The 22,527-nt window shown below is 71.9% G+C and carries 20 protein-coding genes; 7 read left to right on the forward strand and 13 right to left on the reverse strand.

The window, feature by feature from the left end; genetic code table 11:
* Nucleotides 1-154: 154 nt before the first annotated feature.
* The 4 genes from CXH06_RS15980 to CXH06_RS15995 form a co-directional block, all read right to left on the reverse strand.
* Entirely contained in the window at nt 155-1,126 is a 972-nt protein-coding gene (locus CXH06_RS15980) for a 3-hydroxyacyl-CoA dehydrogenase family protein (RefSeq protein WP_114856194.1), read from the reverse strand.
* 269 nt (nt 1,127-1,395) lie between these two features.
* Nucleotides 1,396-2,247: a fumarylacetoacetate hydrolase family protein gene (locus CXH06_RS15985; protein ID WP_114856195.1), complete on the reverse strand. Its 852-nt coding sequence runs from the start codon at nt 2,245-2,247 to the stop codon at nt 1,396-1,398.
* 112 nt (nt 2,248-2,359) lie between these two features.
* Nucleotides 2,360-3,544, reverse strand: coding sequence for an L-rhamnonate dehydratase (gene rhmD, locus CXH06_RS15990; protein ID WP_114856196.1), 1,185 nt, complete (start codon nt 3,542-3,544; stop codon nt 2,360-2,362).
* Nucleotides 3,541-4,587, reverse strand: coding sequence for a zinc-binding dehydrogenase (locus CXH06_RS15995; RefSeq protein WP_114856197.1), 1,047 nt, complete (start codon nt 4,585-4,587; stop codon nt 3,541-3,543). Before CXH06_RS15995 ends, rhmD begins: the two co-directional genes overlap by 4 nt.
* A gap of 87 nt (nt 4,588-4,674) precedes the next feature.
* Here CXH06_RS15995 and CXH06_RS16000 point away from each other — a divergent pair, with 87 nt between their 5' ends.
* Nucleotides 4,675-5,436 (forward strand): SDR family NAD(P)-dependent oxidoreductase, encoded by a 762-nt coding sequence (locus tag CXH06_RS16000; RefSeq protein WP_114856198.1) that lies wholly within the window; start codon nt 4,675-4,677, stop codon nt 5,434-5,436.
* 62 nt (nt 5,437-5,498) lie between these two features.
* On the opposite strand, the gene CXH06_RS16005 is transcribed toward CXH06_RS16000, so the two are convergent.
* Genes CXH06_RS16005 through CXH06_RS16015 form a run of 3 tightly spaced genes read right to left on the reverse strand, consistent with a single transcriptional unit; the run spans nt 5,499 to nt 8,777 of the window.
* Complete coding sequence (locus CXH06_RS16005; protein ID WP_114856199.1) at nt 5,499-7,112, reverse strand: tripartite tricarboxylate transporter permease; 1,614 nt, start codon at nt 7,110-7,112, stop codon at nt 5,499-5,501.
* Nucleotide 7,113: 1 nt separating this feature from the next.
* Complete coding sequence (locus tag CXH06_RS16010) at nt 7,114-7,725, reverse strand: tripartite tricarboxylate transporter TctB family protein (RefSeq protein ID WP_114856200.1); 612 nt, start codon at nt 7,723-7,725, stop codon at nt 7,114-7,116.
* Nucleotides 7,722-8,777, reverse strand: a complete 1,056-nt coding sequence (locus tag CXH06_RS16015; protein WP_114856201.1) for a tripartite tricarboxylate transporter substrate binding protein — start codon at nt 8,775-8,777, stop codon at nt 7,722-7,724. Before CXH06_RS16015 ends, CXH06_RS16010 begins: the two co-directional genes overlap by 4 nt.
* 308 nt (nt 8,778-9,085) lie before the next feature.
* On the opposite strand from CXH06_RS16015, the gene CXH06_RS16020 reads away from it, so the two are divergent.
* Nucleotides 9,086-10,072 (forward strand): LysR family transcriptional regulator, encoded by a 987-nt coding sequence (locus CXH06_RS16020; protein WP_114856202.1) that lies wholly within the window; start codon nt 9,086-9,088, stop codon nt 10,070-10,072.
* A 112-nt stretch (nt 10,073-10,184) separates the two neighbouring features.
* Nucleotides 10,185-11,459 carry a nitrate/nitrite transporter gene (locus tag CXH06_RS16025; protein ID WP_157975783.1) on the forward strand — a complete coding sequence of 425 codons (1,275 nt, stop codon included), beginning with the start codon at nt 10,185-10,187 and terminating at the stop codon, nt 11,457-11,459.
* An 86-nt stretch (nt 11,460-11,545) separates the two neighbouring features.
* Here the strand turns inward: CXH06_RS16025 and CXH06_RS16030 are convergent, their stop codons facing one another.
* The 3 genes from CXH06_RS16030 to CXH06_RS16040 all read right to left on the reverse strand — a co-directional run bounded on the left by CXH06_RS16030 (nt 11,546) and on the right by CXH06_RS16040 (nt 15,536).
* Nucleotides 11,546-12,919, reverse strand: a complete 1,374-nt coding sequence (locus CXH06_RS16030) for a sugar porter family MFS transporter (protein WP_114856204.1) — start codon at nt 12,917-12,919, stop codon at nt 11,546-11,548.
* Nucleotides 12,916-14,277 (reverse strand): sulfatase, encoded by a 1,362-nt coding sequence (locus tag CXH06_RS16035; RefSeq protein WP_114856205.1) that lies wholly within the window; start codon nt 14,275-14,277, stop codon nt 12,916-12,918. Before CXH06_RS16035 ends, CXH06_RS16030 begins: the two co-directional genes overlap by 4 nt.
* A 269-nt stretch (nt 14,278-14,546) precedes the next feature.
* Entirely contained in the window at nt 14,547-15,536 is a 990-nt protein-coding gene (locus CXH06_RS16040; RefSeq protein WP_114856206.1) for a LacI family DNA-binding transcriptional regulator, read from the reverse strand.
* Between the two features lie 149 nt (nt 15,537-15,685).
* On the opposite strand from CXH06_RS16040, the gene CXH06_RS16045 reads away from it, so the two are divergent.
* Genes CXH06_RS16045 through CXH06_RS16060 form a run of 4 tightly spaced genes read left to right on the forward strand, consistent with a single transcriptional unit; the run spans nt 15,686 to nt 19,328 of the window.
* On the forward strand, nt 15,686-16,720 hold the full coding sequence (locus CXH06_RS16045; RefSeq protein WP_114856207.1) for a DctP family TRAP transporter solute-binding subunit: 1,035 nt from the start codon (nt 15,686-15,688) through the stop codon (nt 16,718-16,720).
* A 2-nt stretch (nt 16,721-16,722) separates the two neighbouring features.
* Nucleotides 16,723-17,322 (forward strand): TRAP transporter small permease, encoded by a 600-nt coding sequence (locus CXH06_RS16050; RefSeq protein ID WP_114856208.1) that lies wholly within the window; start codon nt 16,723-16,725, stop codon nt 17,320-17,322.
* A 4-nt stretch (nt 17,323-17,326) separates the two neighbouring features.
* Nucleotides 17,327-18,604, forward strand: a complete 1,278-nt coding sequence (locus CXH06_RS16055; RefSeq protein WP_114856209.1) for a TRAP transporter large permease — start codon at nt 17,327-17,329, stop codon at nt 18,602-18,604.
* Nucleotides 18,605-18,632: 28 nt separating this feature from the next.
* Complete coding sequence (locus CXH06_RS16060; RefSeq protein ID WP_114856210.1) at nt 18,633-19,328, forward strand: GntR family transcriptional regulator; 696 nt, start codon at nt 18,633-18,635, stop codon at nt 19,326-19,328.
* A 96-nt stretch (nt 19,329-19,424) separates the two neighbouring features.
* Here CXH06_RS16060 and CXH06_RS16065 read toward each other — a convergent pair whose 3' ends face one another.
* The 3 genes from CXH06_RS16065 to CXH06_RS16075 are packed head-to-tail and all read right to left on the reverse strand — an operon-like array spanning nt 19,425 to nt 22,509.
* Nucleotides 19,425-20,219, reverse strand: coding sequence for an SDR family NAD(P)-dependent oxidoreductase (locus tag CXH06_RS16065; protein WP_114856211.1), 795 nt, complete (start codon nt 20,217-20,219; stop codon nt 19,425-19,427).
* Entirely contained in the window at nt 20,216-21,223 is a 1,008-nt protein-coding gene (locus CXH06_RS16070) for a D-isomer specific 2-hydroxyacid dehydrogenase family protein (RefSeq protein ID WP_114856212.1), read from the reverse strand. The genes CXH06_RS16065 and CXH06_RS16070 overlap by 4 nt, the downstream gene beginning before the upstream one ends.
* A complete protein-coding gene (locus CXH06_RS16075; protein WP_114856213.1) occupies nt 21,220-22,509 on the reverse strand; it encodes an alpha-hydroxy acid oxidase in 1,290 nt (429 codons plus the stop codon). Before CXH06_RS16075 ends, CXH06_RS16070 begins: the two co-directional genes overlap by 4 nt.
* Nucleotides 22,510-22,527: the final 18 nt, after the last annotated feature.

A 22,527-nucleotide genomic window follows, 5' to 3' on the forward strand; every position in this document is an offset into this window, starting at 1 on the left:
TGCTGCCCGGGTCCCGAGCGCTGCACGGGGACCCCGGGCAGCAGTGCCCGGCCGACGGGATGGACCCGACAGGGTTGAGGGGATGGATGGTGCGGGGCCGACGGCGCGAGGGCCGACGGGAGGGCGCGCCGCGGGATGCGCGGCGCGCCGGCGGTCACTCGGCCGTGGGGGCGGCCTTCGGGGCCGGGCCGAGCTCGGCGAGCAGCTGCGACATCTTGGCGTAGGCCTTGTTGCGGTAGGCGATCAGCTCGGCGCTGGTGGTCTCGTCGTAGTCGCCCAGCAGACCCTTGCCGTTCTTGACGCCCTTGCGGTCCGCGGCGACGGACTCGGTGAGCAGCTCCGGCGTGGCCAGACGGTCGCCGAAGGCGTCCTCGAAGGTCACGAAGCAGTTCGCGTAGACGTCCAGGCCGGCCTGGTCGGCGATCGCGAAGGGCCCGAAGAAGCCCAGGCGGAAGCCGAAGGTGGTGCGGACGATGGTGTCCACGTCCTCGGCGGTGGCCACGCCCTCCTCCACGATCGCGGTGGCCTCCTTGAGCAGCACGTACTGGAGGCGGTTGAGGACCATGCCCGGGGTGTCGGCGACCTGGGCGCCCTGGTTGCCGGAGGCGGCCAGCAGCTCCTTGACGGCGGCGACGGCCTCCGGCGCGGTGGCCTCGCCGGCGACGAGCTCCACGCCCGGGATGAAGGGGGCGGGGTTCGAGAAGTGGACGGTGAGGAACCGCTCGGGGTTCGTCACCGCGCTCTCGAGCTCCTTGACCGGGATGGTCGAGGTGTTGGTGCCGATGATCGCGTCGGGACGGGCGTGCTGGGAGATCGTCCCCAGCACGCCGCGCTTGACGTCGAGCCGCTCGAAGACGGCCTCCTCGATGAAGTCGACGTCCGCGACGGCATCCTCGATGGACTTGCCGGCGGAGATGTTCTTCGCGACGAGGTCCGCGCTGCCGGGGGCGAACAGGCCCTGCTCCTCGAAGTCGCGCGCCTCCTTCTGCAGGCGCTCGAGGGAGGCGTTCGCGGTGTCGATGCTGACATCGGCGATGGTCACGTCGAAGCCGGCGATGGCGAGGACCTGGGCGATGCCTCCGCCCATGTATCCGGCGCCGACGATGGTCACGGTGGAGATGGTCATGAGGGAACTCCTTCGTCCGAGCGATGCGCCGCCCGCGAGGAGGGCGCCTGTGCCGCGGCCCGTCGAGGTCCCGGGGACCCGCGGCGAGCTCGTGATGATGCCTTGAGGATAGCGATCCTATTGGATATTGACCAGAGGAGCGGGGTGTCCCCCATCACCCTGCCCTCCCGAGGCCGCCCCGCGGAAGGGTGCGCCTCGACGCACAGCGCCCCGGCGACCACGAGGGGCCGCCGGGGCGCTGTGCGGGGGTTCCGCCGAGCCGGTGCAGGTCAGCTGCGCTGGACGAACACCTGCCGCTGCGCACCGAGCCCCTCGATGCCGAGCTCGACGACGTCGCCGTCCGCGAGATACGGGAAGCGCCCGGAGAGGGCCACCCCCTGCGGGGTGCCGGTGTTGATGAGGTCACCGGGCGAGAGCACCATGTACTGCGAGAGGTGGTGGACCAGCTGCGCGACGGAGAAGATCATGTCCGCGGTGGTGGAGTCCTGGCGGGCTTCGCCGTTCACGCTCGACCACAGACGCAGCGCCTGGGGCGCGACCTCGGCGGCCGGCACCAGCGCCGGGCCCACCGGGTTGAAGTTCTCCGCGCACTTGCCCTTGGACCACTGCCCCCCGGACTCGGCGATCTGGAAGTCCCGCTCGGAGACGTCGTGGCTGGTGACGTAGCCGGCGATGACTTCGAGGGCCTCCTGCTCGTCCGCGAGGTACGCGGCGCGCCGGCCGATCACCACGCCCAGCTCGACCTCCCAGTCCACCTTGGTCGCGCGCGGCGGGATCGGGACCTCGTCATGGGGCCCCACCACGGTGTTGGGGTGCTTGAAGAACACGATGGGGGTGGCGGGCGGCTCCGCCCCGGACTCCGCGGCGTGGGCGGCGTAGTTCTGGCCGATGCAGATCACGGCCTCGGGACGGGCGATCGGGGCGCCGATGCGCTCCGCCCCGGCGTCCTCCCAGACGGGCAGCTCGCCGGCGGCGAGCGCGGCGGCGGCCCGCTCGAGGCCGCCGCCTGCGAGGAAGGCCCCGGTGATGTCGTCCGTCAGGCCGTCGAGGCGATAGGTGGTGCCGTCGCTGACGAGGGCGGGCCGCTCCTGGCCGATCGGGCCGAGTCGTCGCAGTTCCATGGTCTCTCCTTCGAAGGGGGTGCCGGCATCGAGGTGGCCGTCCCACTGTGCCAGGACCCGGGCGGCGCCCGGGGGCCGGACCGCGGAGCGATACCTCCGATGTCTGCCGGGGTCAGTGGGTGTACGGGCGGTGGGTGGGGATCTCGGGGTTGAACTCGACGCCGAAGCCCGGTGTGTCCGGTACGCGGATCCTCCCGTTCTCGGGCACCGGCTCGCCGAGGAGCATCGGGGAGAACATCGGGACGATCTCCTCCGCGCTCGGATGCATCATGAGGAACTCGCTGAACGGGCTGTTCGTGCGGGTGATGACGAAGTGGTACGAGTACACGCTGGACCCGTGCGGGACGACCATCGTGCCGTGCGCGTCGGCGAGCGCGGAGATCTTCAGCAGCTCGGTGATGCCGCCGCACCAGCCCACGTCGGGCTGGATGATGTCCGCCGCACCCCGCTCGAGCAGCTGACGGAACCCCCAGCGGGTGGCCTCGTGCTCACCGGTGGTGATGAGCAGATCCGCCGGGGCGTTGCGCCGCAGCTGCTCGTAGCCCCAGTAGTCGTCGGGGATCAGCGCCTCCTCGAGCCAGCGCAGGCCGTGCTCGTGGGCGCGGTGCGCGAGGCGGGTGGCATAGTCGACGTCCAGCGACATCCAGCAGTCGTACATGAGCCAGAAGTCCTCGCCCACCCGCTCGCGCATGTCCGCGAGCAGGGCGATGTTCGCCTCCATCCCCTCCTCGCCGTCGGCCGGGCCGTGGTGCAGCGGCATCTTGCCGCCGATGAACCCCAGCTGCTGCGCGACGTCCGGGCGCGCACCGGTGGCGTACATGGTCAGCTCATCCCGCACCGGCCCGCCCAGCAGCGCGTACACCGGTTCCTGACGCAGCCGTCCCAGCAGGTCGTAGAGCGCGAGGTCGACGGCGCTGATGGTGTTCAGCACGATGCCGCGCCGCCCGTAGAACAGGGTCGAGCGGTACATCTGGTCCCAGATCCGCTCGATGTCGGTGACCTTCGCGCCCTCGAGGAAGCGGGCCAGGTGCTTCTCGACGATCCAGGCGGCCGGCTCGCCGCCGGTGGACACGGCGAAGCCGACGGTGCCGTCGTCGGCCTCGACCTCCACCATCAGGGTGCCCAGCACGTTGAGCCCGAAGGACTGCCGGGAGGCGGCGTACTCGGGGTAGATCGACATCGGGGTGGCGATGTGGTCGTCGATCCAGTGGTCGGCGCCCTGGTCGTGGTAGTCGGCGCCGCCGCCGGTCACCGTGTAGGCCCGGACATGGGCGATGGTGCGCTGATGGGCGCTCATGCCGCCGCCCCCTGCTCGTCGAAGCGCACCAGGATCTTCCCGGCCGGCCCCTCCCCCGCGGCGAGCGCGGCGAAGGACTCCTGCGCCCGCTCGGGCGGGACGATGTCGCTGACCAGCGGCATGACCTGCCCGGGGTGGGCGGAGACCCAGGCGGCCGCATCGCGGAAGTCCTCGGCGGAGTAGGTGAAGGAGCCCAGCACCGCCCGCTCCTCGGTGCTGATCGCGAAGGCCGGCAGCTCGACCCTCGGGCTGCCCATCCCCACCAGGACCACCGTCCCGCCGAGCGCCGTCGAGGCCAGGGCGCCCTCGAGGGTGGCGCTGAGGCCGACGGCGTCGATCGCGAGGTCCGCCGGGGCGCCGAGGACCGCCCGGACCTGCTCGGCGAGGGGACCGTCCTCGGGGCCGACGGCGCGCGCGCCCAGCGCGGCGACCAGCTCGCGGCGGGCGGCGGAGGGCTCGGAGAGGACGATGTCGGTGACCCCGGCGCTGCGCAGGGCGAGCACGACGCTCTGCCCGATCGGCCCGCCGCCGACCACCAGGGCGCGCTGCCCGGCCCGCGCCCCGCCGACGCGGACGGCGTGCAGGGCCACGGCGAGAGGCTCGATGAGCGCACCGAGATGCAGGGGCATCGCCGCGCCCAGCAGCACCACGTTGCGGGCCGGGACCAGCAGGTGCTCCGCGAAGGAGGCCTGGTATCCGGCGGCCACGCCGATGACGGTCTTGTCCGGGCAGTGCTGCTCGCGGCCGCGATAGCGCTGGGCCTGCTCCTCGGGCACGATCACCGGGTTGAAGGTCGCCGGGGCGCCGACGGGCAGGGCGGACCCGTCCACCCCCTCGCCCAGCGCGGCGATGGTCCCGGAGGATTCGTGGCCCATGACCTGCCCGGGGACGCGGCGGCCGTTCTCGCCCGTGTACCCGTGGACGTCGGAGCCGCAGATGCCGGTGGCGGCGACGCGCAGGAGGACCTCGCCGGGGCCCGGCTCGGGCCGAGGGCGCTCCACGAGGTCGAGGCGGTGGTAGTCGGCCAGGACGAGTGCACGCACGGGTGCTCCTTCACAGTGGGACGGATCGTGGGACATCGGATGATTCACCTATCCTGGGGCGGCCATCACTCGACGAGGAGGATCCCCATGACCGTCACCCAGGAAGCGGAGTTCGCGGGACTGCGCGCGCTCGTCACCGGCGGAGGCGCCGGCATCGGCGCCGCGACGATCCGGGCGCTGCATGCGCGCGGCGCACGCACCGCGGCCCTGGACCTCGACCCGACCGGCGCCCCCGAGGGCGCGCTGCAGATCCGGGTCGACGTCACCGACACCGCCGCCGTGACCGCCGCGGTCGATCGCGCCGCCGACGAGCTCGGCGGGCTGGACATCGTCATCAACAACGCCGGGATCGGCGCCCAGGGCCAGGTCGACGCCAACGACGACGCCGAGTGGGCGCGGGTGCTGGACGTGAACGTGGTCTCGGTGGCTCGCGTGACCCGCGCGGCGCTGCCCCATCTGCGGCGCTCGGAGCACGCCGTGGTGGTCAACACCGCCTCGATCGCCTCCATGCTGGGCCTGCCCGAGCGGGTGCTGTACTCGGCCTCGAAGGGGGCGGTGCAGTCGATGACGCTGGCCATGGCCGCGGACTTCGTCCCCGAGGGGATCCGCGTCAACGCCGTCGTGCCCGGCACCGCCAACACCCCGTGGGTGGGGCGGCTGCTGGAGAAGGCCGAGGATCCCGAGGCGGAGCGCCGGGCGCTGAACGCCCGCCAGCCCCACGGCCGGCTGGTCGAGCCCGAGGAGGTCGCCGAGGCGCACTGCTACCTCGCCTCCCCCCGCAACGGCTCCACCACGGGTGTGCTGCTGCCGATCGACGGCGGGATGACCACGCTGCGCGTGCGCTCCTGAGCGCGTGGGGCCCGGACGGGCCCTCCGCCCCCGGGGACCGGCCTCCGGGGGCGTCGCGGCGCTCACGGGAGCGGGCCGGGAGCGTCCGGCCCGTCCGCGGCCCCGGGGCCGCCCGCCCCGGCGGCCCGCAGCTCGGCGGCCCGCGCCGAGCGCCGCCCCAGCCAGCCCGTCAGCGGGGCCGAGGCGATCGCCAGCACCACCAGCACGATGAGCACCGCGCTGATCGGCCGGGTGAAGAACTGGGTGAGATCCCAGTTGGTCTTGATCACCGACTGCATGAAGTTCCGCTCCACGATCGGCCCCAGGACGATGCCGAGCACCACCGGCGCGAGCGGGATGCCGCCCTTCTCGAAGAGGTAGCCGAGGATCCCGAAGGCGACCATGAGGCCCACCTCGAGGTAGCCGTTGTTGATGGCGAAGGCGCCGCAGATCGAGATCGCCACGATCAGGCCCATGAGCACCGAGCGCGGGATCCGCAGCACGAAGCCCGAGGCCCTGATCAGCAGGAAGCCCAGCGGCAGCAGCAGCAGGTTCGCCACGATGAACAGCAGGTAGAGCGCGTACAGCGTGTCCGTCTGGTAGAGGAAGAGATCCGGTCCGGGCGTGATGCCCTTGACCAGCAGCACGCCGATGAGGATCGCGGTGATCGTGTCCCCGGGGATGCCGAAGGCGAGCGTGGGCACGTACGCGGAGGCGATGCCCGCGTTGTTCGCGCTGGCGGCGCCGGAGATCGCCTCCACCCGCCGATCGTCCTCGGCGTCGCGGGCCTCCTCGGCGCCCTCGGCCCCCGTGCTCGCTCCCCCCGGCCGGATCCGGCTGGTGGCGCGGGTGACGGCGTACGCGATCCAGGCCGCGATGTCCGCCCCGGCGCCGGGCAGCGCGCCGACCACGCCGCCGATGCCGGAGCCGGTGGCGATCCTGCCCCTGTTCCGCCAGACGGCGCGGAAGGTGGGGCGGATCGCGCCGGCCCCGTCGACCCTCGGGATCGGCATCGACTCGCCCTTGCGGGCGGTGACCGCGCGCAGCACCTCCGAGAGGCCGAACAGGCCGATCATCGCCGCGATGAAGTCGACGCCCCGGTACAGCTGCTCCTCCCCGAAGGTGAAGCGGGGGTGCCCCAGGGTGACGTCGAGGCCCACGGTGGAGATCAGGAGCCCCGCCATGAGCGCGATGCCGCCCTTGAGCTGCGAGCCCCGGGAGACGATGACCGCGGCGGTCAGCCCCAGCACGGCCACCCAGAAGTACTCGTAGCTGGTGAAGCGCAGCGCGAACTCGCCCAGGACCGGGGAGACGAAGATGAGCACCACGGAGCCGACGAGGCCGCCGATCACCGAGGCCACGAGGGAGACCCCGAGGCCCAGCGCGCCCTTGCCACGGCGGGTGAGCGCGAAGGCGTCCTCGGTGTAGGCCGCACTCGAGGGGGTGCCGGGGATGCGCAGCAGGGCGCTGGGGATGTCCCCGGCGAAGATCGTCATCGCCGACATGGTGATGATCGCCGCGATCGCCGGCACCGGCTCGAGGAAGAAGGTGAAGGGCACCAGCAGAGCGGCGGCGAGGGTCGCCGTCATCCCCGGCAGCGAGCCGATGACCAGGCCGAACACCCCGGCCAGGAGCACCACGAGGATCGTGGTGGGATCGGCGACGAGCGTGAGGGCTCCCTGGAAGTTCTCGATCATGTCAGAACCCCCGCAGGATGCCGTCGGGAAGCTGGACCATCAGGACCTGCTCGAACATGGCCCACAGGGCGAGCGAGGTCGCCGCGCCGGTCAGGACGGCCACCCACCACCGCGCGCGCAGCGACCACACGATCGCGGTGACCAGGAGCGCCATGGTGAGCGGGAAGCCGAGGATCTCGGCGAACAGCACGAAGAAGACGATGCCGCCCATGAGGATCGCGCCGTTGACCCAGCGCCGAGGGCCGTCGGAGCCGACGTCGGTGTCGATCACCGAGGAGATCACCGCGGGCTCCGGGGCGGCGCCCTCGGCCGGGGCGGCCGCGTCGGCGGCCGGGACGGACTCCTCGCCGGCGTGGGCCGCGGCCAGCGCGTCACGATGCCGTCGCTCGCGACGGGCGGCGAGCACGCTGGTCAGGGCCAGCAGCGCACCGAACAGGACCAGCAGGCCGCCGATCATCATGGGGAACAGACCCGGCCCCGGGATGCCCTCGCGGATGAAGGGCATCGAGGCGCCGTAGGGGATCACGACCGCGCCGACCGCCACGGTGACGGCGCCGATCACGAGGTTCCCGCGCAGCGCTCCCGCCGCGCTCGAGGTGTCCTGGGCGGTCACTCCGCGAGCCCTGCTTCCTCCATGACCTCGCCCTTGGCCGCGTCGTCCTCGCGCATGAGGGTCTGGAAGTCCTCGGCGCCGGCGTACTTCACGCCCAGGCCGGAGTCGGTCATGAACTGGTTGTACTCCTCCGACTCCGCGATGAGGCCCAGGTGGCACTCGAGCTCCTCGACGACGGTCGGGTCCATCTCGAGCGGCCCGGCGATGCCGCGCCACACGGTCATCGAGTAGTCGGAGCCGGTCTGCTCCTGGAGTGTCTCGACGTCGGGGAAGGCGGGATCGCGCTCGGTGCCCATGACGGCCAGCGCCTTCGCCCGCTCGGAGTCGAGCATCGTCTTGGACTCGCCCAGGGCGTTGGTGGTCATGTCGACGCCGCCGGCCACGAGCTCCTGCAGGGCCGGTGCGGCGCCCTCGGAGGGCACGAAGTTCACGGCGTCCACGGGGATGTCGTTGTCGATGAGCATGCCCAGCAGGGCCAGGTGCCAGATGCCGCCCTGCCCGGTGCCGGAGGCGGTGACCTCGCCCGGGTTCTCCTCGATGTGGGTCAGCAGCTCCTCGGCGTTCTCCCACTCGGCGTCGGCGGCGACGGTGATGCCGGCGCCGTCCTCGTTCATCTGCGAGATGGCGGTGAGGTCCTCGCCGCTGATGTCGGTCAGGCCCTGGTGGTGCATCATCCCGATCTCGACCGTGACCAGGCCGACGGTCTGTCCGTCGGGGGCGGCGTCGACCATCGCCTGATGGCCGACCACCCCGGAGCCGCCGGTGCGGTTGACGACGTTGATGCTGGTGCCGATCTGGCCGGAGAGCTGGTCGCCGATGAGGCGGGCCACGCCGTCGGTGCCGCCGCCCGCGGCCCAGGGGACGATCAGCTCGATGGGACCGCTGGGGTACTCGGTGTTGATGTCGTTGCAGGCCTGGACGGCATCGTCGTCGACGGACTCCGCGGACCCTCCGCCACCGGAGCATCCGGCGGCGACCAGGGCGAGCGCGGCGGTGCCGGCGAGCCCCCGGAGGAGGGAACGGGTACGGGCGGGACGGGCGGTTCGCGTCATGGCTGACTCCACTTCATCGTGAGGGTCGGGAGGAGGTGCGCCTCGCTGCGCACGGGCCGCCCGCACGGCGATGTGCGGACCGGGGTGCCGAGGACCGGAGCGGTCGGCATCGAGGTGCTCAGCACGCTAGCAACGGCGCGGCGCGGCATCGAGGAGGGATCGATCCGGGATCCGGAAATCCTATATGCGATATTGGTAAGGTGGGTCACATCGGCGCATGACCTGCGCCGCCGCCGTCGACCGGACCCCCGTCGACACCGGATCGTGACCCCACCCGACCCGGCCCGCCGACCCCGAGGAGGACGCCCATGCCCCGCGTCGACCAGACGGACTGGCTGGAGACCTTCGTCGCGGTCGTCGACCACGGCAGCTTCTCCGGGGCCGCACGGGCCCTGCACCGCTCGCAGTCCCGGGTCAGCACGCACGTCGCCGCGCTCGAGCGGGCCCTGGGCGGGACGCTCGTGGACCGCAGCCATCGCCCGGTCCGGCCCACCGAGCTGGGCACCACCTTCCTCCCCCACGCCCGGGCCGTGCTCGAGGCGCTCGAGCGCGGCACCGAGGCGGTGGAGCTGCACTCCGGCACGCTCCGCGGTCGGGTGGTGATCGGCTGCCATCCCAGCGTCAGCGCCGGCTTCCTGCCCGCCGTGCTGGCGGCGGTGCACGCCGCCCACCCCGCGCTCCGCATCGAGCTGACCGAGCACACCACGCAGGACCTGGTCTCCGGCATCGTCTCGGGGCGCTACCACCTCGCGATCCACTCCTCGGCGGGCGATCCCCCGCCCGACGACCTCCAGAGCGTGCACCTCTGGACGGAGCGCTACGCGGCCCTCGCGCCGCCCGGGCATCCGGTGCTGGGCGAGGACGACGCGGCGCGCCGACGGGCCGCCGAGGAGGGCATCGACCCGCGGCGGATCGCCGAGCATCCGCTGATCGCGGTGGCCCAGCCCGGGGAGGCGGTCGATCCGGACACGGGCAGCGCCCTGCGGGCGTGGGGGCTCGAGATCCCCGTGGCCTGGCAGACGGAGCAGCCGCAGACGGTCGTGAACCTCGCTCGGGAAGGGCTGGGCGTCGGCGTCCTGAACGCCCTGGCCGCCGCGGTCGCCGACACCTCGGGGATGGCGGTGGTCCCGGTGGGCACCCTGGCGGAGGGCCGACGGGTCGCCGTCACCCGCGACCGCCGCGCCGCCCCCTCCCCGAGCGTCGACGTCGTCTTCCAGGCGATCCTCGAGGCGACGCCCCCTCCCGGCGTCCGCCCGGCACCGCCCGACCGACGAGACGCCGCCCGCCCCGCTTGACGCCGCTGACCAGGCCATAGATCCTATAGGCCCAGCGGAGCGGCGTCCCGGACCGGGCCCGTCCCGCCGGCACGCCGAGCCCGTCCTCCGACGAGGCGACAAGGAGCAGCCCGTGACCCGACAGCGTCCCCGCGTGACCCGCGCCCACCTGGTGTGGGCGGTCGCGGTCCTCGCCTACCTGTGCGCGGTCTCCGGACGAGCCTCCTTCGGAGTGGCGAGCGTCGAGGCCTCCGTGCGCTTCGGGGTGGACGGCGCGGCGCTGAGCCTGTTCGGCGTGGTCCAGCTGGGCACCTACGCGGCCGCCCAGATCCCCGCCGGGCTGCTGCTGGACCGGATCGGTCCGCGCCGGATGCTGGTGCTGGGAGCGGTGACCATGGCCGCCGGCCAGGTGCTGCTGGCCCTGGCCACGAACGTCCCCACCGCGCTCAGCGCCCGGATGCTCACCGGCGTCGGCGACGCCGCCACCCTGATCAGCGTGGTGCGGCTGATCGCGACCTGGTTCCCCACCGCGCAGGTGCCCGTCTTCACGCAGCTGGCGACGATGATCGGCCAGTTCGGCCAGGCGGTCGCCGCGGTCCCCTTCCTCGCCCTGCTGGTGGGGGTCGGCTGGACCGCCGCCTGGGCCTCGCTGGCGGGCCTGCTGCTGGTCAGCATGCTGCTGGTGATCGCGGTGGTGCAGGACGAGCCGCCGGGCGAGCCGGGGGCCGTCCCCCCGCCGCCGGCGCGCGCCGGCCAGGTGCTGCGGGACGCCTTCACCTCGCGCGGAGCGTGGTCCGGCTTCTTCCTCCACGCGCTGACGCTGCTGAGCGTGAACTCCTTCCTGTTCATGTGGGGCGTGCCCTACATGACCAACGGCCTGGGCCTCCGTCCCGCGGAGATCGGAGCACTGCTCACCGTCAATGTCGTGATCATGGTGGCGCTCGGGCCCCTGATCGGGGTGATCACGGGGCGCTTCCCGGCGCACCGCGCGCGGCTCGGGTGGATCGCCGGCGGCATCCTGTCCCTCGCCTGGGTGGGGACGCTGCTCGCGCCCGGCCAGCTCTCGGCCTGGCAGCTGATGCCGCTGATCGCGGCGCTCGCGGTGGGCTCGGCGACCTGCTCGGTGGGCTTCGACCTCGCCCGCACCTCCGTGCCGCGCCGCGCGATCGGCACCGCGACCGGCATGGTGAACATCGGCGGCTACTCCTCCTCGCTGCTGGCCGTGCTGCTGATCGGCGTGATCCTCGATCTCCGGGCGCCCGACGGGCAGGCGGACCTGGGCGACTACCGCCTGGCCCTGTCCAGCATGGGGATCCTCATGGGCGGCGCCGCGCTCGGACTGCTGCTGACCACGTGGCGGCGCCCGGGCCGGTCCGCGATGACCGACACGTCCCCGTCGCGGGGGTAGCCCCGGAGGGCCGGAGCCCTGCGCCCCGGTGACGCGATGCGGCGCAGGACTCCGGGACGCAGGACCTCCTCAGGCCCGGGCGCGGATCAGGCTCGAGCGTGAACGGGCTCGTCGGAGGCGACCTCCTCCAGGGTGCTTCCCGCTCCGGTCTCGGGGAGCACCCGACGGATGAAGACGAGCGCACAGACGCCGATCACGGCGAAGAGGCCGAAGCTCAGCGTCGCGCTGACGGCGAGGAGCGACGGGAAAGTCTGTCCCACGACGAAGTTGGCGACCCAGTTCAGGAGCAGGGCGAGGCCCGTGGCCGTTCCCCGGATGGCCGAGGGGAAGAGCTCCGAGACGACCACGCGCACCAGGATCCCCCACGACATGGCGAAGGAGGCGAGGAACAGCAGCATCCCGCCGAGCGTCAGGAAGCCCGTCACGGCGGACTGCTCCGGCCCCAGCTGGCTGACCGCTGCCAGGTAGATCATCGCCGTGGTCATCCCGCACATCCCGACCGTCAGCAGGGCGCGCCGCGGCAGGCGGTCCACCAGGAACAGGCCCAGCAGCGTGAACAGGACGTTGACGACACCGACGCTGACATTGGCCGTGACCGCGGCCCCCTCGGAGAACCCGGCATCGATCAGCGCGGCCGGGGCGTAGTAGATGATCGAGTTCGCCCCGGTGAACTGGACGAGAGCGGCGAGGATGCACGCGGCGATGCTGTTGCGTCGCAGACCGGGCGAGAACATCCGCCGCAGGACCTCGCCGAGGGAGACCTGGCGGTCGGGGCTGCGGTGATGCGCCGCCTCGAGCTCCGCGAGCTCGCCGTCCACGTCGGGATGGCTGAGCCGCTCGAGGGATCGTCGTGCGTCGCCCGGCCTCCCGTGGGAGACGAACCATCGGGGGCTCTCCGGCATGGAGACCAGGCCGACGGCCAGGATCGCTCCGGGGACCACCGACAGGCCGATCATCCACCGCCAGGCGTCGGACGGCTGCAGGGCGTACCCGACGATGTATGCCAGCAGGATGCCGAGGACGACCATCACCTGCCCCAGGGAGCCGATCTTCCCGCGATGCCTGGTCGGGGCGATCTCCACCAGGTAGATGGTCACGACGCTGGCGGAGCCTCCCACGCCCAGGCCCATGATGAACCGGCCGAGGATCAGCAGGGACACGTCGGGGGCGACGGCGGCGAGGATGCCGCCGACGATGAAGAACGCGCTGATCAGCATGAGGATGGGGCGGCGGCCGAAGCGGTCGGCGAGGCGACCGGCGACGGCGACGCCGATCGTCGCCCCGAGCAGGAGCGAGCTCACCACGAAGCCCGAGACCGCGGGGCTCATCTCCCACTGCTCCGAGATCGAGAGCAGGGCGATCCCGGCGATCCCGAGGTCGTATCCGAAGAGCAGCTCGGCGAGGGCACCGAAGAAGAGGGCACGTCCGAGGAGCCCGTTGCGCGGAGATGTCGACATCATGAGGTCAGATCCTTCGTCGTCCGGGCAGCGGTTCGGTCGAGGGCAGGCACCGGAGGGAGTCCGTCCCCGGCGCGGGTCCGTGCCGGCGCCGCAGCGACCGGGCCGTCGCCGACGGGGTCACCGGTCATCGCGATCCAGGCATCGAGCGCCGCGGAGAGTCGTCGGCGGTCCTCGCCGTACGCGGGATCATCGAGCACGGAGGTCAGCTCGTCCGGGTCCGTCGACCTGTCGTAGAGCTCCTCCGCGGGGCGGGGCGCGAGGTGGTCATCGCCCATGCCCCGACGGGTGATGCTCCCCTCGAGGTCGGCCGCGAGCTCGAGGAGCGGCCCCTCCGCGTAGTTGCGGATGTACACGAGGTCTCGGGTGCGTGCGGCGCGCTTGGGGTCGTAGGCGTCATGGTGGGTCTTGGAGGTCACGACGATCCGGCCGTCGTCGCCGCCCGGATCCTGCCCGCGCAGCAGAGGGAGCAGGCTCCGACCTTCCAGGCAGTCCGGGATGTCTCCCCCGGCCAGGTCGATCAGGGTCGGCGTGAGGTCGAGATGGCTGACGAGGCGGTCGACCCGGTGCGGCTCGACGTCCCACGACCCGGGCGGTCGCACCAGGAAGGCGACGCCGGTCCCCGCGTCGTAGAGGGTGCTCTTGGCGCGCGGGAAGGCGGCACCGTGATCGGTGGTGACGATGACCATCGTGCTCGCCGGGTCCATCGTCCGGTCGATCTTCTCCATGAGGCGTCCGAAGGCGGCATCGAACTGGGCGATGGAGCCGTAGAACGCCGCGATGTCCTCGCGCGTCTCTGCGGTGTCGGGGAGATAGGCGGGCACGTCGACGTCCGAGGGGTCGGCATGGACGTAGTCCTCGGCGGGCCAGGGACGGTGCACCTCCCAGGTTCCGATGGTCAGCAGCAGGGGGTCTCGCGACGGCAGCGGGTCGAGGGTGTCCAACCAGCCCGAGGCGGCGTCGACGACCTGTCCGGCCCGGGGAAGGAATCCCTGCCCCGGGACCTCGTCGAATCCGAGCACGGTGGGATCCACGTTCTCGTGCTGCAGGCCGATGAGGGCGGAGCGGTATCCGAGCGGCCTGATGCGCTCGGGCGCGGTGAGGACGTCCTCCCGGTACCGCCAGGCGTTGTGCGTCAGTCCCTGCACGCCGTGCCGATACGGGGTCATCCCGGTGAAGAGCGACGCCCGTGCCGGGGAGCAGAGGGGGGCGGTGGCGTGGGCGTTCTCGAAGACGATCGCCTCGTCCGCGAAGGCGGACAGGTGGGGTGCGGGGACGCGCGACATCCCGTAGGTGGGCAGCCAGCGACCGAGGTCATGGCAGTGGATGAGGACGACGTCTGGTCGTGGATCCTGGGACATACGGAGCCTTCCGTGGCGGGCCGTGCCGGCGGACGTGAGTGATGTATCGATACAGCACGGACACCTGTGCCACCCGATCGATCGACAGGGAGGGCGGCGGGCTTCCCCGGCGCGTGCGCCCGATGCTGCATCGATGCAGCAGCGATCTTCGCACCAGTGCTGAATCGATGCACCACCGTAGGTCGGGTATCTGGGACCGTCAAGTGCGGATCACCGACGAGGGCTGAGCGGACGGAGCGACGCAGGGCCGGAGGGGACGGAGACCGGCCTCAGCAGCCGCACGATCGGCGCACGATGAGCTCGGGCTCCACGAGCGTGCGCACCGGGACGTCCTCGCCGCGGAGCGAGGCGAGCACCCACTGCGCACATCGACGTCCGATCCCCGCGGGATCCGCGGACACCGAGGTCAGCGGAGGGTCGAAGACTCGCCCGAGGTCCAGCCCGTCGAATCCGACCACGGAGACGTCCTCGGGAACCCTCGCCCCCCTCTCCCGCAAACCCCGGCAGGCCGCGAAGGCCACCAGGTCGCTGTGACAGATGACGGCGTCCGCGTCATGCCCCGTCTCGAGATATCGACGCACGATGGCCTCGCCGGAGGCCACGCTCGTCACCCCCGGAACCTGGACGATCAGCTCAGCGCCGTCCGTCTCGTCGACGGCTCGGCGCACTCCTTCGAGGCGCAGCCCGCGGACCCCGGCACCCTCCGGGCCGCCGAGGTAGACGACGCGGCGCCGACCATGGACCTCGAGCAGATGCCTCGCGGCGACATAACCCCCCAGCCGGTCGTCGACACCGAGGAAGGGCACCTCGGTCCCGGGGTCCCGGGTCGCCGCGAGCGCCGGCGTCCGCTCCCCCGGGAACGGATCCTCCGGACCCCCGGTGACGGGGACGTACACGAGCGCCTCGACCGGATGCTCGAGCAGGGCGCGGCCGAGGCGCGTAAACCGCGCCGCGCTGTCGCGGGTGCTCGAGATGATCGTGACCATGTCCGCCTCGGAGAGCGTCGCCTCGAAGCCGAGCGCCATCTCGGCGAAGAACGGATTGCTCAGATCGGTGACCACCAGTCCCACCAGCGACGTCGACTGCGTCCGCAGGCTCGCAGCGCCGCGGTGATAGGTGTAGCCGAGCTCGTCCATCGACGCTTTGATCCGTCGGCGCGTGTCCTCGCTGAGACGGCCCGTCCCCCGCACCGCCAGAGACGCCGCGGTCCGGGAGACCCCGGCGTGCGCTGCGACGTCAGCGAGGGTGATCCTCTTCATGGGTCGACCATATCGCCCGGCGACCAGCCCCGACCGCCGACCACAGCACCCCGCCGACGCCGACGCCGGACCGGAGCACTGGCCCCCTCTTGTGTCGGAGCCCACGTTTCTATACGTTGTCCCCACTTCGTATGGAAAGGACCGTGACGATGACGTCACCCCGCCGTTCGCGCCGGCCTGCCACCCTGGTCGCCGCCGTGCTGTCCGTCCTCGCCCTGGCCGGGTGCGGGCTCTGGGAGCCGGTCGACACCAGTCAGATCGAGGCGCGGTCCGTCGATCCCGACGCCCGCGTCCTCCGCTTCGCCCATCAGTACGACCCCAGCCATCCGGTCGAGACCTGCGGCGCCGCGACGCTGCGCTCCGAGCTCGCGGACGACGGCTTCGCCGTGGAGACCTACCCCGCCGGCCAGATCGGCGGTGAGGGCGAGACCACGGAGCAGATCGCCACCGGCGGCCTCGAGCTGGGGGTCGTCGGCCCCTCCTTCCTCGGCATCTGGTACGAGGACGCCGCCGTGCTGGACGCCCCCTTCCTCTTCACCGACGTCGAGCAGTTCGACGAGGCCACCACCGGCGAGATCATGGAGGAGGTGTACGACGAGATGGCCGCCGAGACCGGCCTGCGGGTGACCAGCACCTGGTACTACGGCACCCGCCACATCACCTCGAACGTCGAGATCACCGAGCCGGAGGATCTCGTCGGCCTGAAGATCCGCACCCCCGACGCCCCGCTGTACATCACGAGCTTCGGGATCATGCAGGGCAGCGCCACCCCGATGGCGCTCTCCGAGGCCTACCTCGGGCTCCAGCAGGGGGCGATCGACGCCCAGGAGAACCCCATCCCCACCATCGACGTGCAGAAGTTCTACGAGGTCCAGGACTACCTGAACCTCACCGGGCACATGGTCCAGGCCGTCAACATCATCTCCTCCGAGCGCTTCATGGACTCCCTGAGCACCGCGGAGCGGGAGGGGGTCGAGGAGGCCATGGAGAAGGCGCGCGTGGCCACCCGCGACTGCATCGTCGAGGCCGAGCAGGAGACGCTGCAGCAGTGGCGGGACGAGGACGTCATCGAGGTCAACGACGAGGTCGACGTCGCCGCCTTCCAGGAGCTCATCGCCGAGGAGTTCCCGGACACGGTGCCGTGGGGCGACCTCTACCTCGAGATCCAGGAGTCGGTCCAGTGAGCATGTCCTCCCCCAAGCCCGTCCCCGGCACCCACGACGGCCAGTCCCCGCCGCTGGAGGCGTACATCGAGCGCGACCACTACGAGCAGAAGTGGTGGGCCTACGCCCGCTTGGTGGACCTCGAGCGCTACGTCTCCGGAGGCCTGCTGGTCGCCGTCTTCGGCGTCATCCTGTTCCAGATCTTCACCCGCTACGTGCTGAACATGCCGCTGCCGTGGAGCGAGGAGATCGCGCGCCTGCTGGTGGTGTGGCTGACCTTCGTGGGCGCCGGTTTCGTGGCCTCCCGCAATGCGCACATCGCCGTGGACATCCTCGCGGTCTATCTGCCCCGGCGCCTCGCGACGGCCTCGCAGATCATTGCGATGCTGCTGGTCGTGGCGGCCAGCGCCTACATGGTGTGGGCCGCGATCTCGCTCATGGTGCTCACCCGGGCGCTCACGATGACCGCGACCGGTCTGCCGATGCCGCTGCTGTACGGCGCGGTGCTCGTGGGGTACCTGATGATCCTCGGCCACACGGCGCTGAACATCGTCCTGTATCTCCGCCACCCCGCGGAGATCCCCGATGCGGTCGAGAAGACCGCCGCGATGGAAGGGCTGTGATCCCGTGGTCCTGCTGATCATGTTCGGCGCGCTGCTGATCCTGCTCGCGCTGCGCGTCCCGGTGTGGATCGCGCTGCTCATCCCCTCGATCGTCTACATCATCCTCGACGACACGGCGACGGCGGCACTGGCCGCTCAACAGACCGCCTCGGGCGTCTTCGACTTCGCGATCCTCGCGGTGCCGATGTTCATCCTGCTGGGCAACCTCGCCAACGTCTCGGGCGCCACCGACCGCCTGTTCAACGCCGCGACCAGCGCGATCGGACATGTCCGCGGCTCGCTGGGCTACGTCAACATCGCCACCAGCTTCGGCTTCTCCTGGATGAGCGGCGCGGCGATCTCCGATGCCGCGGCGATGGGCCGCATCCAGGTGCCGGCCATGAAGCAGCGCGGCTACCCCGAGGGCTTCGCGCTCGGCATCACCGGCGCCGCCTCGCTCATCGCCCCGATGATCCCCCCGTCGATCCCCGCGATCATCTACGCGGTCACCGCCGGGCTCTCGGTGAGCTCGCTGTTCATGGCGGGGATCGTCCCGGCTCTCGTGCTGGTGGCGGTGCTCTGCCTCATGGTGTGGGTCCAGACCCGGAAGCTCGACCACCTGCGGCTGGAGAAGCCGCCGATGCGCCGACGGATCACGGACGTGGCCAAGGCGCTCCCCGTCGCCGGCGCCGCGATCATCATCCTCGGCGGGATCCTCTCCGGCATCGTCACGCCCACCGAGGCCTCGGCCCTCGGCGTCGCCTACGTCGCGATTCTCGCGCTGTGCTACCGCACCCTCACCGGGAAGTCGCTGGGCCGGATCGCCGCCTCGACGGTGGAGACCACCGGCAGCGTGCTGATCATCGTCACCAGCGCCTCCCTGTTCGGATGGGTGCTCGCCCGGGAGCAGGCCCCGCAGGTGATGAGCGAGCTGATCCTGCAGATCACGGACCGCCCGCTGGTCTTCCTGCTGCTGGTGAACATCGTGCTGCTGGTCGTCGGCGCCGTGCTCGAGCCCACCGCCGCGATCCTCATCCTGGTGCCGGTCCTGGCGCCGATCGCCGACGTCCACGGGATCGACCCCACGCACTTCGCGGTGATGATGATCTTCAACCTGATGATCGGACTGCTCACCCCGCCCGTGGGGCTGGTGCTGTTCGTGCTCTCCTCGGTGACGAAGGTGCCGGTGACCCGCGTGATCCGGGGCGTGCTGCCCTTCTTCGGGCCGATGCTCGCAGTGCTGGCCCTGATCACCTTCGTGCCCGCCCTCAGCACCGCGCTGCCCCGACTGCTCGGCGGCTGACCGCCCCACCCCTCGAGGAAGGACCGCAGTGACCGCGTCGGATCCCCCGGAGAACGTCTACGAGGCCCTGCGCACCCGGATCGTCCAGCACGATCTCGAACCCGGGGCGCGGATCTCGATCCTCGAGGAGTCCTCGCGGCTCGGCGTCTCCCAGACCCCGGTGCGCGAGGCCCTGCACCGCCTCGAGGGCGACCGTCTGGTGGTCCGTGCGGCGCCCCGCGGGTACGAGGTCACCAGGCTCATCGATCACGACGCCCTGGTGGCACTGTTCGAGATGCGGCTGCTGCTGGAGCCCTGGGCCGCCCGCGAGGCCGCCACCGAGCGCCTCAGCAATCCCGCGCCCCGCCTGCGCGAGGAGCTCGAGGTCCTCGCCGCGCTCCACGGCAGCGAGCGGGCGGTGCAGGCGCGGCGGGCGCAGCACGACCGCCGCTTCCACCAGCACCTGATGGAGGCGGCGGGCAATCCCCTGCTGCCCACCACCTTCGAGCAGCTGCACGCACACGTGCACGTCTTCCGGCTCCACCAGGTCGATGCCGAGGGGCTCACCACACAGGAGGAGCACACCGCGATCCTCGAGGCCGTCGCGGCCTGCGACCCGGAGGCCGCCGAGGCGGCGATGCGCGCGCACCTGATGGGGTCCTTCTCCCGGCTCTCGAGCAGCTTCGCGGCCGACGACGCCGCGGCGTCGTCCGTCCCACGCGTCACGCGCGCCCGCCTGCGCTGAGCGGCCGCCGCGCGCTGCCGCGACGGGGCGGCGGGGCGCGGTCAGGCTGCGCCTGCTGGCTGACCTCCTACCGTTCGCAAGCTCACAGCACGTCGATCACCCGACGCGCAGGCCGCCGTTGAGGTTGTAGGTGGCGCCGGTGGTGAAACCGCCGTACGGGCCGACGAGGAAGGCGACCAGCTCGCCGAGCTCCTGGACCGTGCCGAGCCGCCCCACCGGGGTGCGGGCGACGAACTCCTCGCGCCGCTCCCCCTCGAGGCGCCCGCCCATGATGTCGGTGTCGATATTGGCCGGGGCGATCGCGGCGGTGGTGACGCCGGTGCCGGCGACCTCCTTGGCCAGGCCCCGGATCAGGCCCTCGACCCCGGCCTTGGACGCGGCGTAGGCGGAGGTCGAGAAGTTCCCGCCGCCGTCCTGCGCGGCGGTCGAGCTCATCGCCACGATCCGGCCCAGACCCTGCTCGAGCATCCCCGGCAGCACGCGCTGGGCGAGGTGGAAGGTGCCCAGGGTGTTGATCGAGAGCGTCCGCAGGAAGCTCTCCCCGGTCAGCTCCAGGAACGGGGTGGGATCGGCGATGCCCGCGCAGCACACCAGGGCGCCCACGGCGGGCAGCTGCGGGTCCTCCTCGAGCCCGCTGATCGCGGCATCGACCGAGGCGGCGTCGGCCACGTCGACCCTCGCGGTGAGGACCTGCGGGGCGCCGGCGGCGCGCGCCTGCTCGGCGGCCTCCTCGAGCCCCTCGGCGTCGAGGTCCAGCAGGGCGAGCGGGCGACCCTCGGCGGCCAGGCGCAGGGCCACCCCGCGCCCCAGGCCGCGGGGCGAGGCGGCGCCGGTGACGACGGCGGTGAGCGCGGCGATGCGGGCCTCGTCGGCCGCGGAGCGTTCGGTCATGACGTCTCCCCGGCCCCGCCCGGGGTGTTCACGATGTTGCGCGGTCGCTGCCCGCTCGCCATCGCGATCACCTCCCCGAGCACCTCGGCCCCGGTGGCGCGGGCGAAGTCCGCGGTCCAGCACAGGGAGTGCGGGGTCAGGATCACGTTCTCCAGCTCGATCAGGGGGCTGTGGGCGGGCAGCGGCTCCACCTCGAACACGTCCAGGCCGGCGCCGGCGAGCGTTCCCTCCTGGAGCGCTGTGACCAGGGCTGGCTCGTCGACCACGGCGCCGCGGGCGATGTTGATGAGGAAGGCGGTGTCCTTCATCATCGCGAGCTCACGGGCGCCGATGAGGTGGCGGGTGCCCTGGTTCGCGGCGACGGTGACGATGAGGTAGTCGCTGCGCGCGATCACCTCGTCGAAGGGGAGCTGCTCGATGCCCGCCTCGGCGCAGAACTCGGGCCGAGGCGAGCGGTTCCACGCGATGACCTCGAGGTCCAGAGCGCGCAGCTGGCGCACGGTCTCGCGGCCGATCCCGCCCAGCCCGATCATCCCGACGGTCGCGGAGTCCAGGCCGGGCCCGCGGTACTGCGCCTTGCGGCCCCAGTCCGCCTCCCGCACCAGGCGATCCTTCGGCAGCAGGGAGTGGGCCAGGGCGAAGAGGAAGGTCAGCGCGGTGTGCGCCATCGGGACCCGCAGCCCGGTGGGGGCGTTGGTGACGGTGATCCCGCGCTCATCGCAGGCGTCGAGGTCCACGGAGTCGAAGCCGGCGCCGAAGCGGGCCACGTGCCGCAGCGTCGTGACCCCCTCGAGCTGCTCACGGCCCAGGCGGGCTCCGCTGAGCAGCAGCACCGCGTCGAAGCCCTCGAGCTCGCCGGGGCGCAGCACCCCGTCCTCGGTGCCCACGCGGGACCAGGCGATGCCGTGCTCGGCGAGGGTGCGCAGGCCGATGTCGCCGTAGATGGTCGAGCCGTCGTCCTCGGAGTAGTCGGCGGTGACGGCGAGGGTCCAGGAGGCGCTCATCGGGCGGTCCCCTCGTGCATCGACAGGTGGGCGGGCTCGGGTTCGCGGTGCATGCCGGCGCCGTGCCAGGCCTCGGGGTACTGCACCACGCTGCGATCCAGGGCGTCGATGCTGGTGGCGCCCAGCTGTCCCATGGCCAGCTCGAGCTCGCCGTCGAGGATGTCCAGCACGTGCGTCACGCCCCGCTCCCCGTAGGCGGCGTTGCCGTAGCCCCAGGCCCGGCCGATCGAGACGAGGTCGGCGCCGACGGCGAGCGCCTTGGCGATGTCGTCACCGGTGCGGATGCCGGAGTCGAAGACGACCGTCATCTCCTCCCCCACCGCGTCGACGATCTCGGGCAGGGCGCTGATGGTGCTGGGCGAGGAGTCCAGCTGGCGGCCTCCGTGGTTGGAGACGTAGATGCCCTGCGCGCCGGCGGCGCGGGCACGCCGCGCGTCCTCCGGGGTGAGGATGCCCTTGATGTACACCGGACCGTCCCACTGCCGCCTCACCTCGCGGATGTCCTCCCAGGTGAGCGAGAGGTTCGCGAGGTACTTCGCGACGAACTCCTGATGCGAGACGGCGTTGTCGCCCTGGATCTGGTCCTTGAGATTGCGGAACCCGATCGCCGGGGGCCTCATGATCGCGCGGGTCCAGTCCAGGTGCCGGATGGCCTGGACCGCGTTGCGCGGGGTGATCTTCGGGGGGATGGACATGCCGTTGCGGTGATCGCGGTACCGCTTCCCGTTCAGGGGGACGTCCACGGTCACCACCAGCACCTCGGCGCCGATGGCCCGTGCCCGGGCGATGAGGTCCGCGACGATGGTCTGGCTCTTGTACATGTACAGCTGGTACCAGATCGGCCCGGTGGCCTGCTCGGCGAGCTCCTCCATCGCCCAGTTCGAGGCGGTGGAGATGGTGAAGGGGATGTTCGCCCGCCCCGCGGCGCGCACCGCGCCCATCTCCCCCTCGCCGCCGATCATGCGCTGCAGACCCAGCGGTCCCATGATGTAGGGGCGCTCGAGCTCCATGCCGTCCACGGTGGTGGAGGTGTCGATCCGGGAGATGTCCGTCATCCAGCGGGGCCGGAAGGTCACCTCGGCCAGGTCGCGGACGTTCGCGTCGGCGGTGAGCTCGTGGTTGGAGGCCCCGTCGATGATGTCGAAGGCCATGGTGGGCAGGCGCTTCCGCGCGAGCTGCCGCACGTCCTCGATGGAGGGGGCGGCGTCGAGGGGATCCAGGCGGAAGCCGCCGGCCGCGAGCATCCTCGCGAATTCGAGGGCGCCGGAGAGAGGGGAGTCGGGCACAGGTGCTCCTTCGTGATC

Source organism: Brachybacterium sp. YJGR34, assembly GCF_003347015.1.
GTDB lineage: Bacteria > Actinomycetota > Actinomycetes > Actinomycetales > Dermabacteraceae > Brachybacterium.

Bases quoted from the DNA above. Each gene is read 5' to 3' on its own strand.
- CXH06_RS15980 (WP_114856194.1), bottom strand. From the start codon at position 1,126: ATGACCATCTCCACCGTGACCATCGTCGGCGCCGGATACATGGGCGGA.
- CXH06_RS15985 (WP_114856195.1), bottom strand. From the start codon at position 2,247: ATGGAACTGCGACGACTCGGCCCGATCGGCCAGGAGCGGCCCGCCCTC.
- rhmD (WP_114856196.1), bottom strand. From the start codon at position 3,544: ATGAGCGCCCATCAGCGCACCATCGCCCATGTCCGGGCCTACACGGTG.
- CXH06_RS16000 (WP_114856198.1), top strand. From the start codon at position 4,675: ATGACCGTCACCCAGGAAGCGGAGTTCGCGGGACTGCGCGCGCTCGTC.
- CXH06_RS16005 (WP_114856199.1), bottom strand. From the start codon at position 7,112: ATGATCGAGAACTTCCAGGGAGCCCTCACGCTCGTCGCCGATCCCACC.
- CXH06_RS16015 (WP_114856201.1), bottom strand. From the start codon at position 8,777: ATGACGCGAACCGCCCGTCCCGCCCGTACCCGTTCCCTCCTCCGGGGG.
- CXH06_RS16020 (WP_114856202.1), top strand. From the start codon at position 9,086: ATGCCCCGCGTCGACCAGACGGACTGGCTGGAGACCTTCGTCGCGGTC.
- CXH06_RS16030 (WP_114856204.1), bottom strand. From the start codon at position 12,919: ATGATGTCGACATCTCCGCGCAACGGGCTCCTCGGACGTGCCCTCTTC.
- CXH06_RS16035 (WP_114856205.1), bottom strand. From the start codon at position 14,277: ATGTCCCAGGATCCACGACCAGACGTCGTCCTCATCCACTGCCATGAC.
- CXH06_RS16040 (WP_114856206.1), bottom strand. From the start codon at position 15,536: ATGAAGAGGATCACCCTCGCTGACGTCGCAGCGCACGCCGGGGTCTCC.
- CXH06_RS16045 (WP_114856207.1), top strand. From the start codon at position 15,686: ATGACGTCACCCCGCCGTTCGCGCCGGCCTGCCACCCTGGTCGCCGCC.
- CXH06_RS16050 (WP_114856208.1), top strand. From the start codon at position 16,723: ATGTCCTCCCCCAAGCCCGTCCCCGGCACCCACGACGGCCAGTCCCCG.
- CXH06_RS16065 (WP_114856211.1), bottom strand. From the start codon at position 20,219: ATGACCGAACGCTCCGCGGCCGACGAGGCCCGCATCGCCGCGCTCACC.
- CXH06_RS16070 (WP_114856212.1), bottom strand. From the start codon at position 21,223: ATGAGCGCCTCCTGGACCCTCGCCGTCACCGCCGACTACTCCGAGGAC.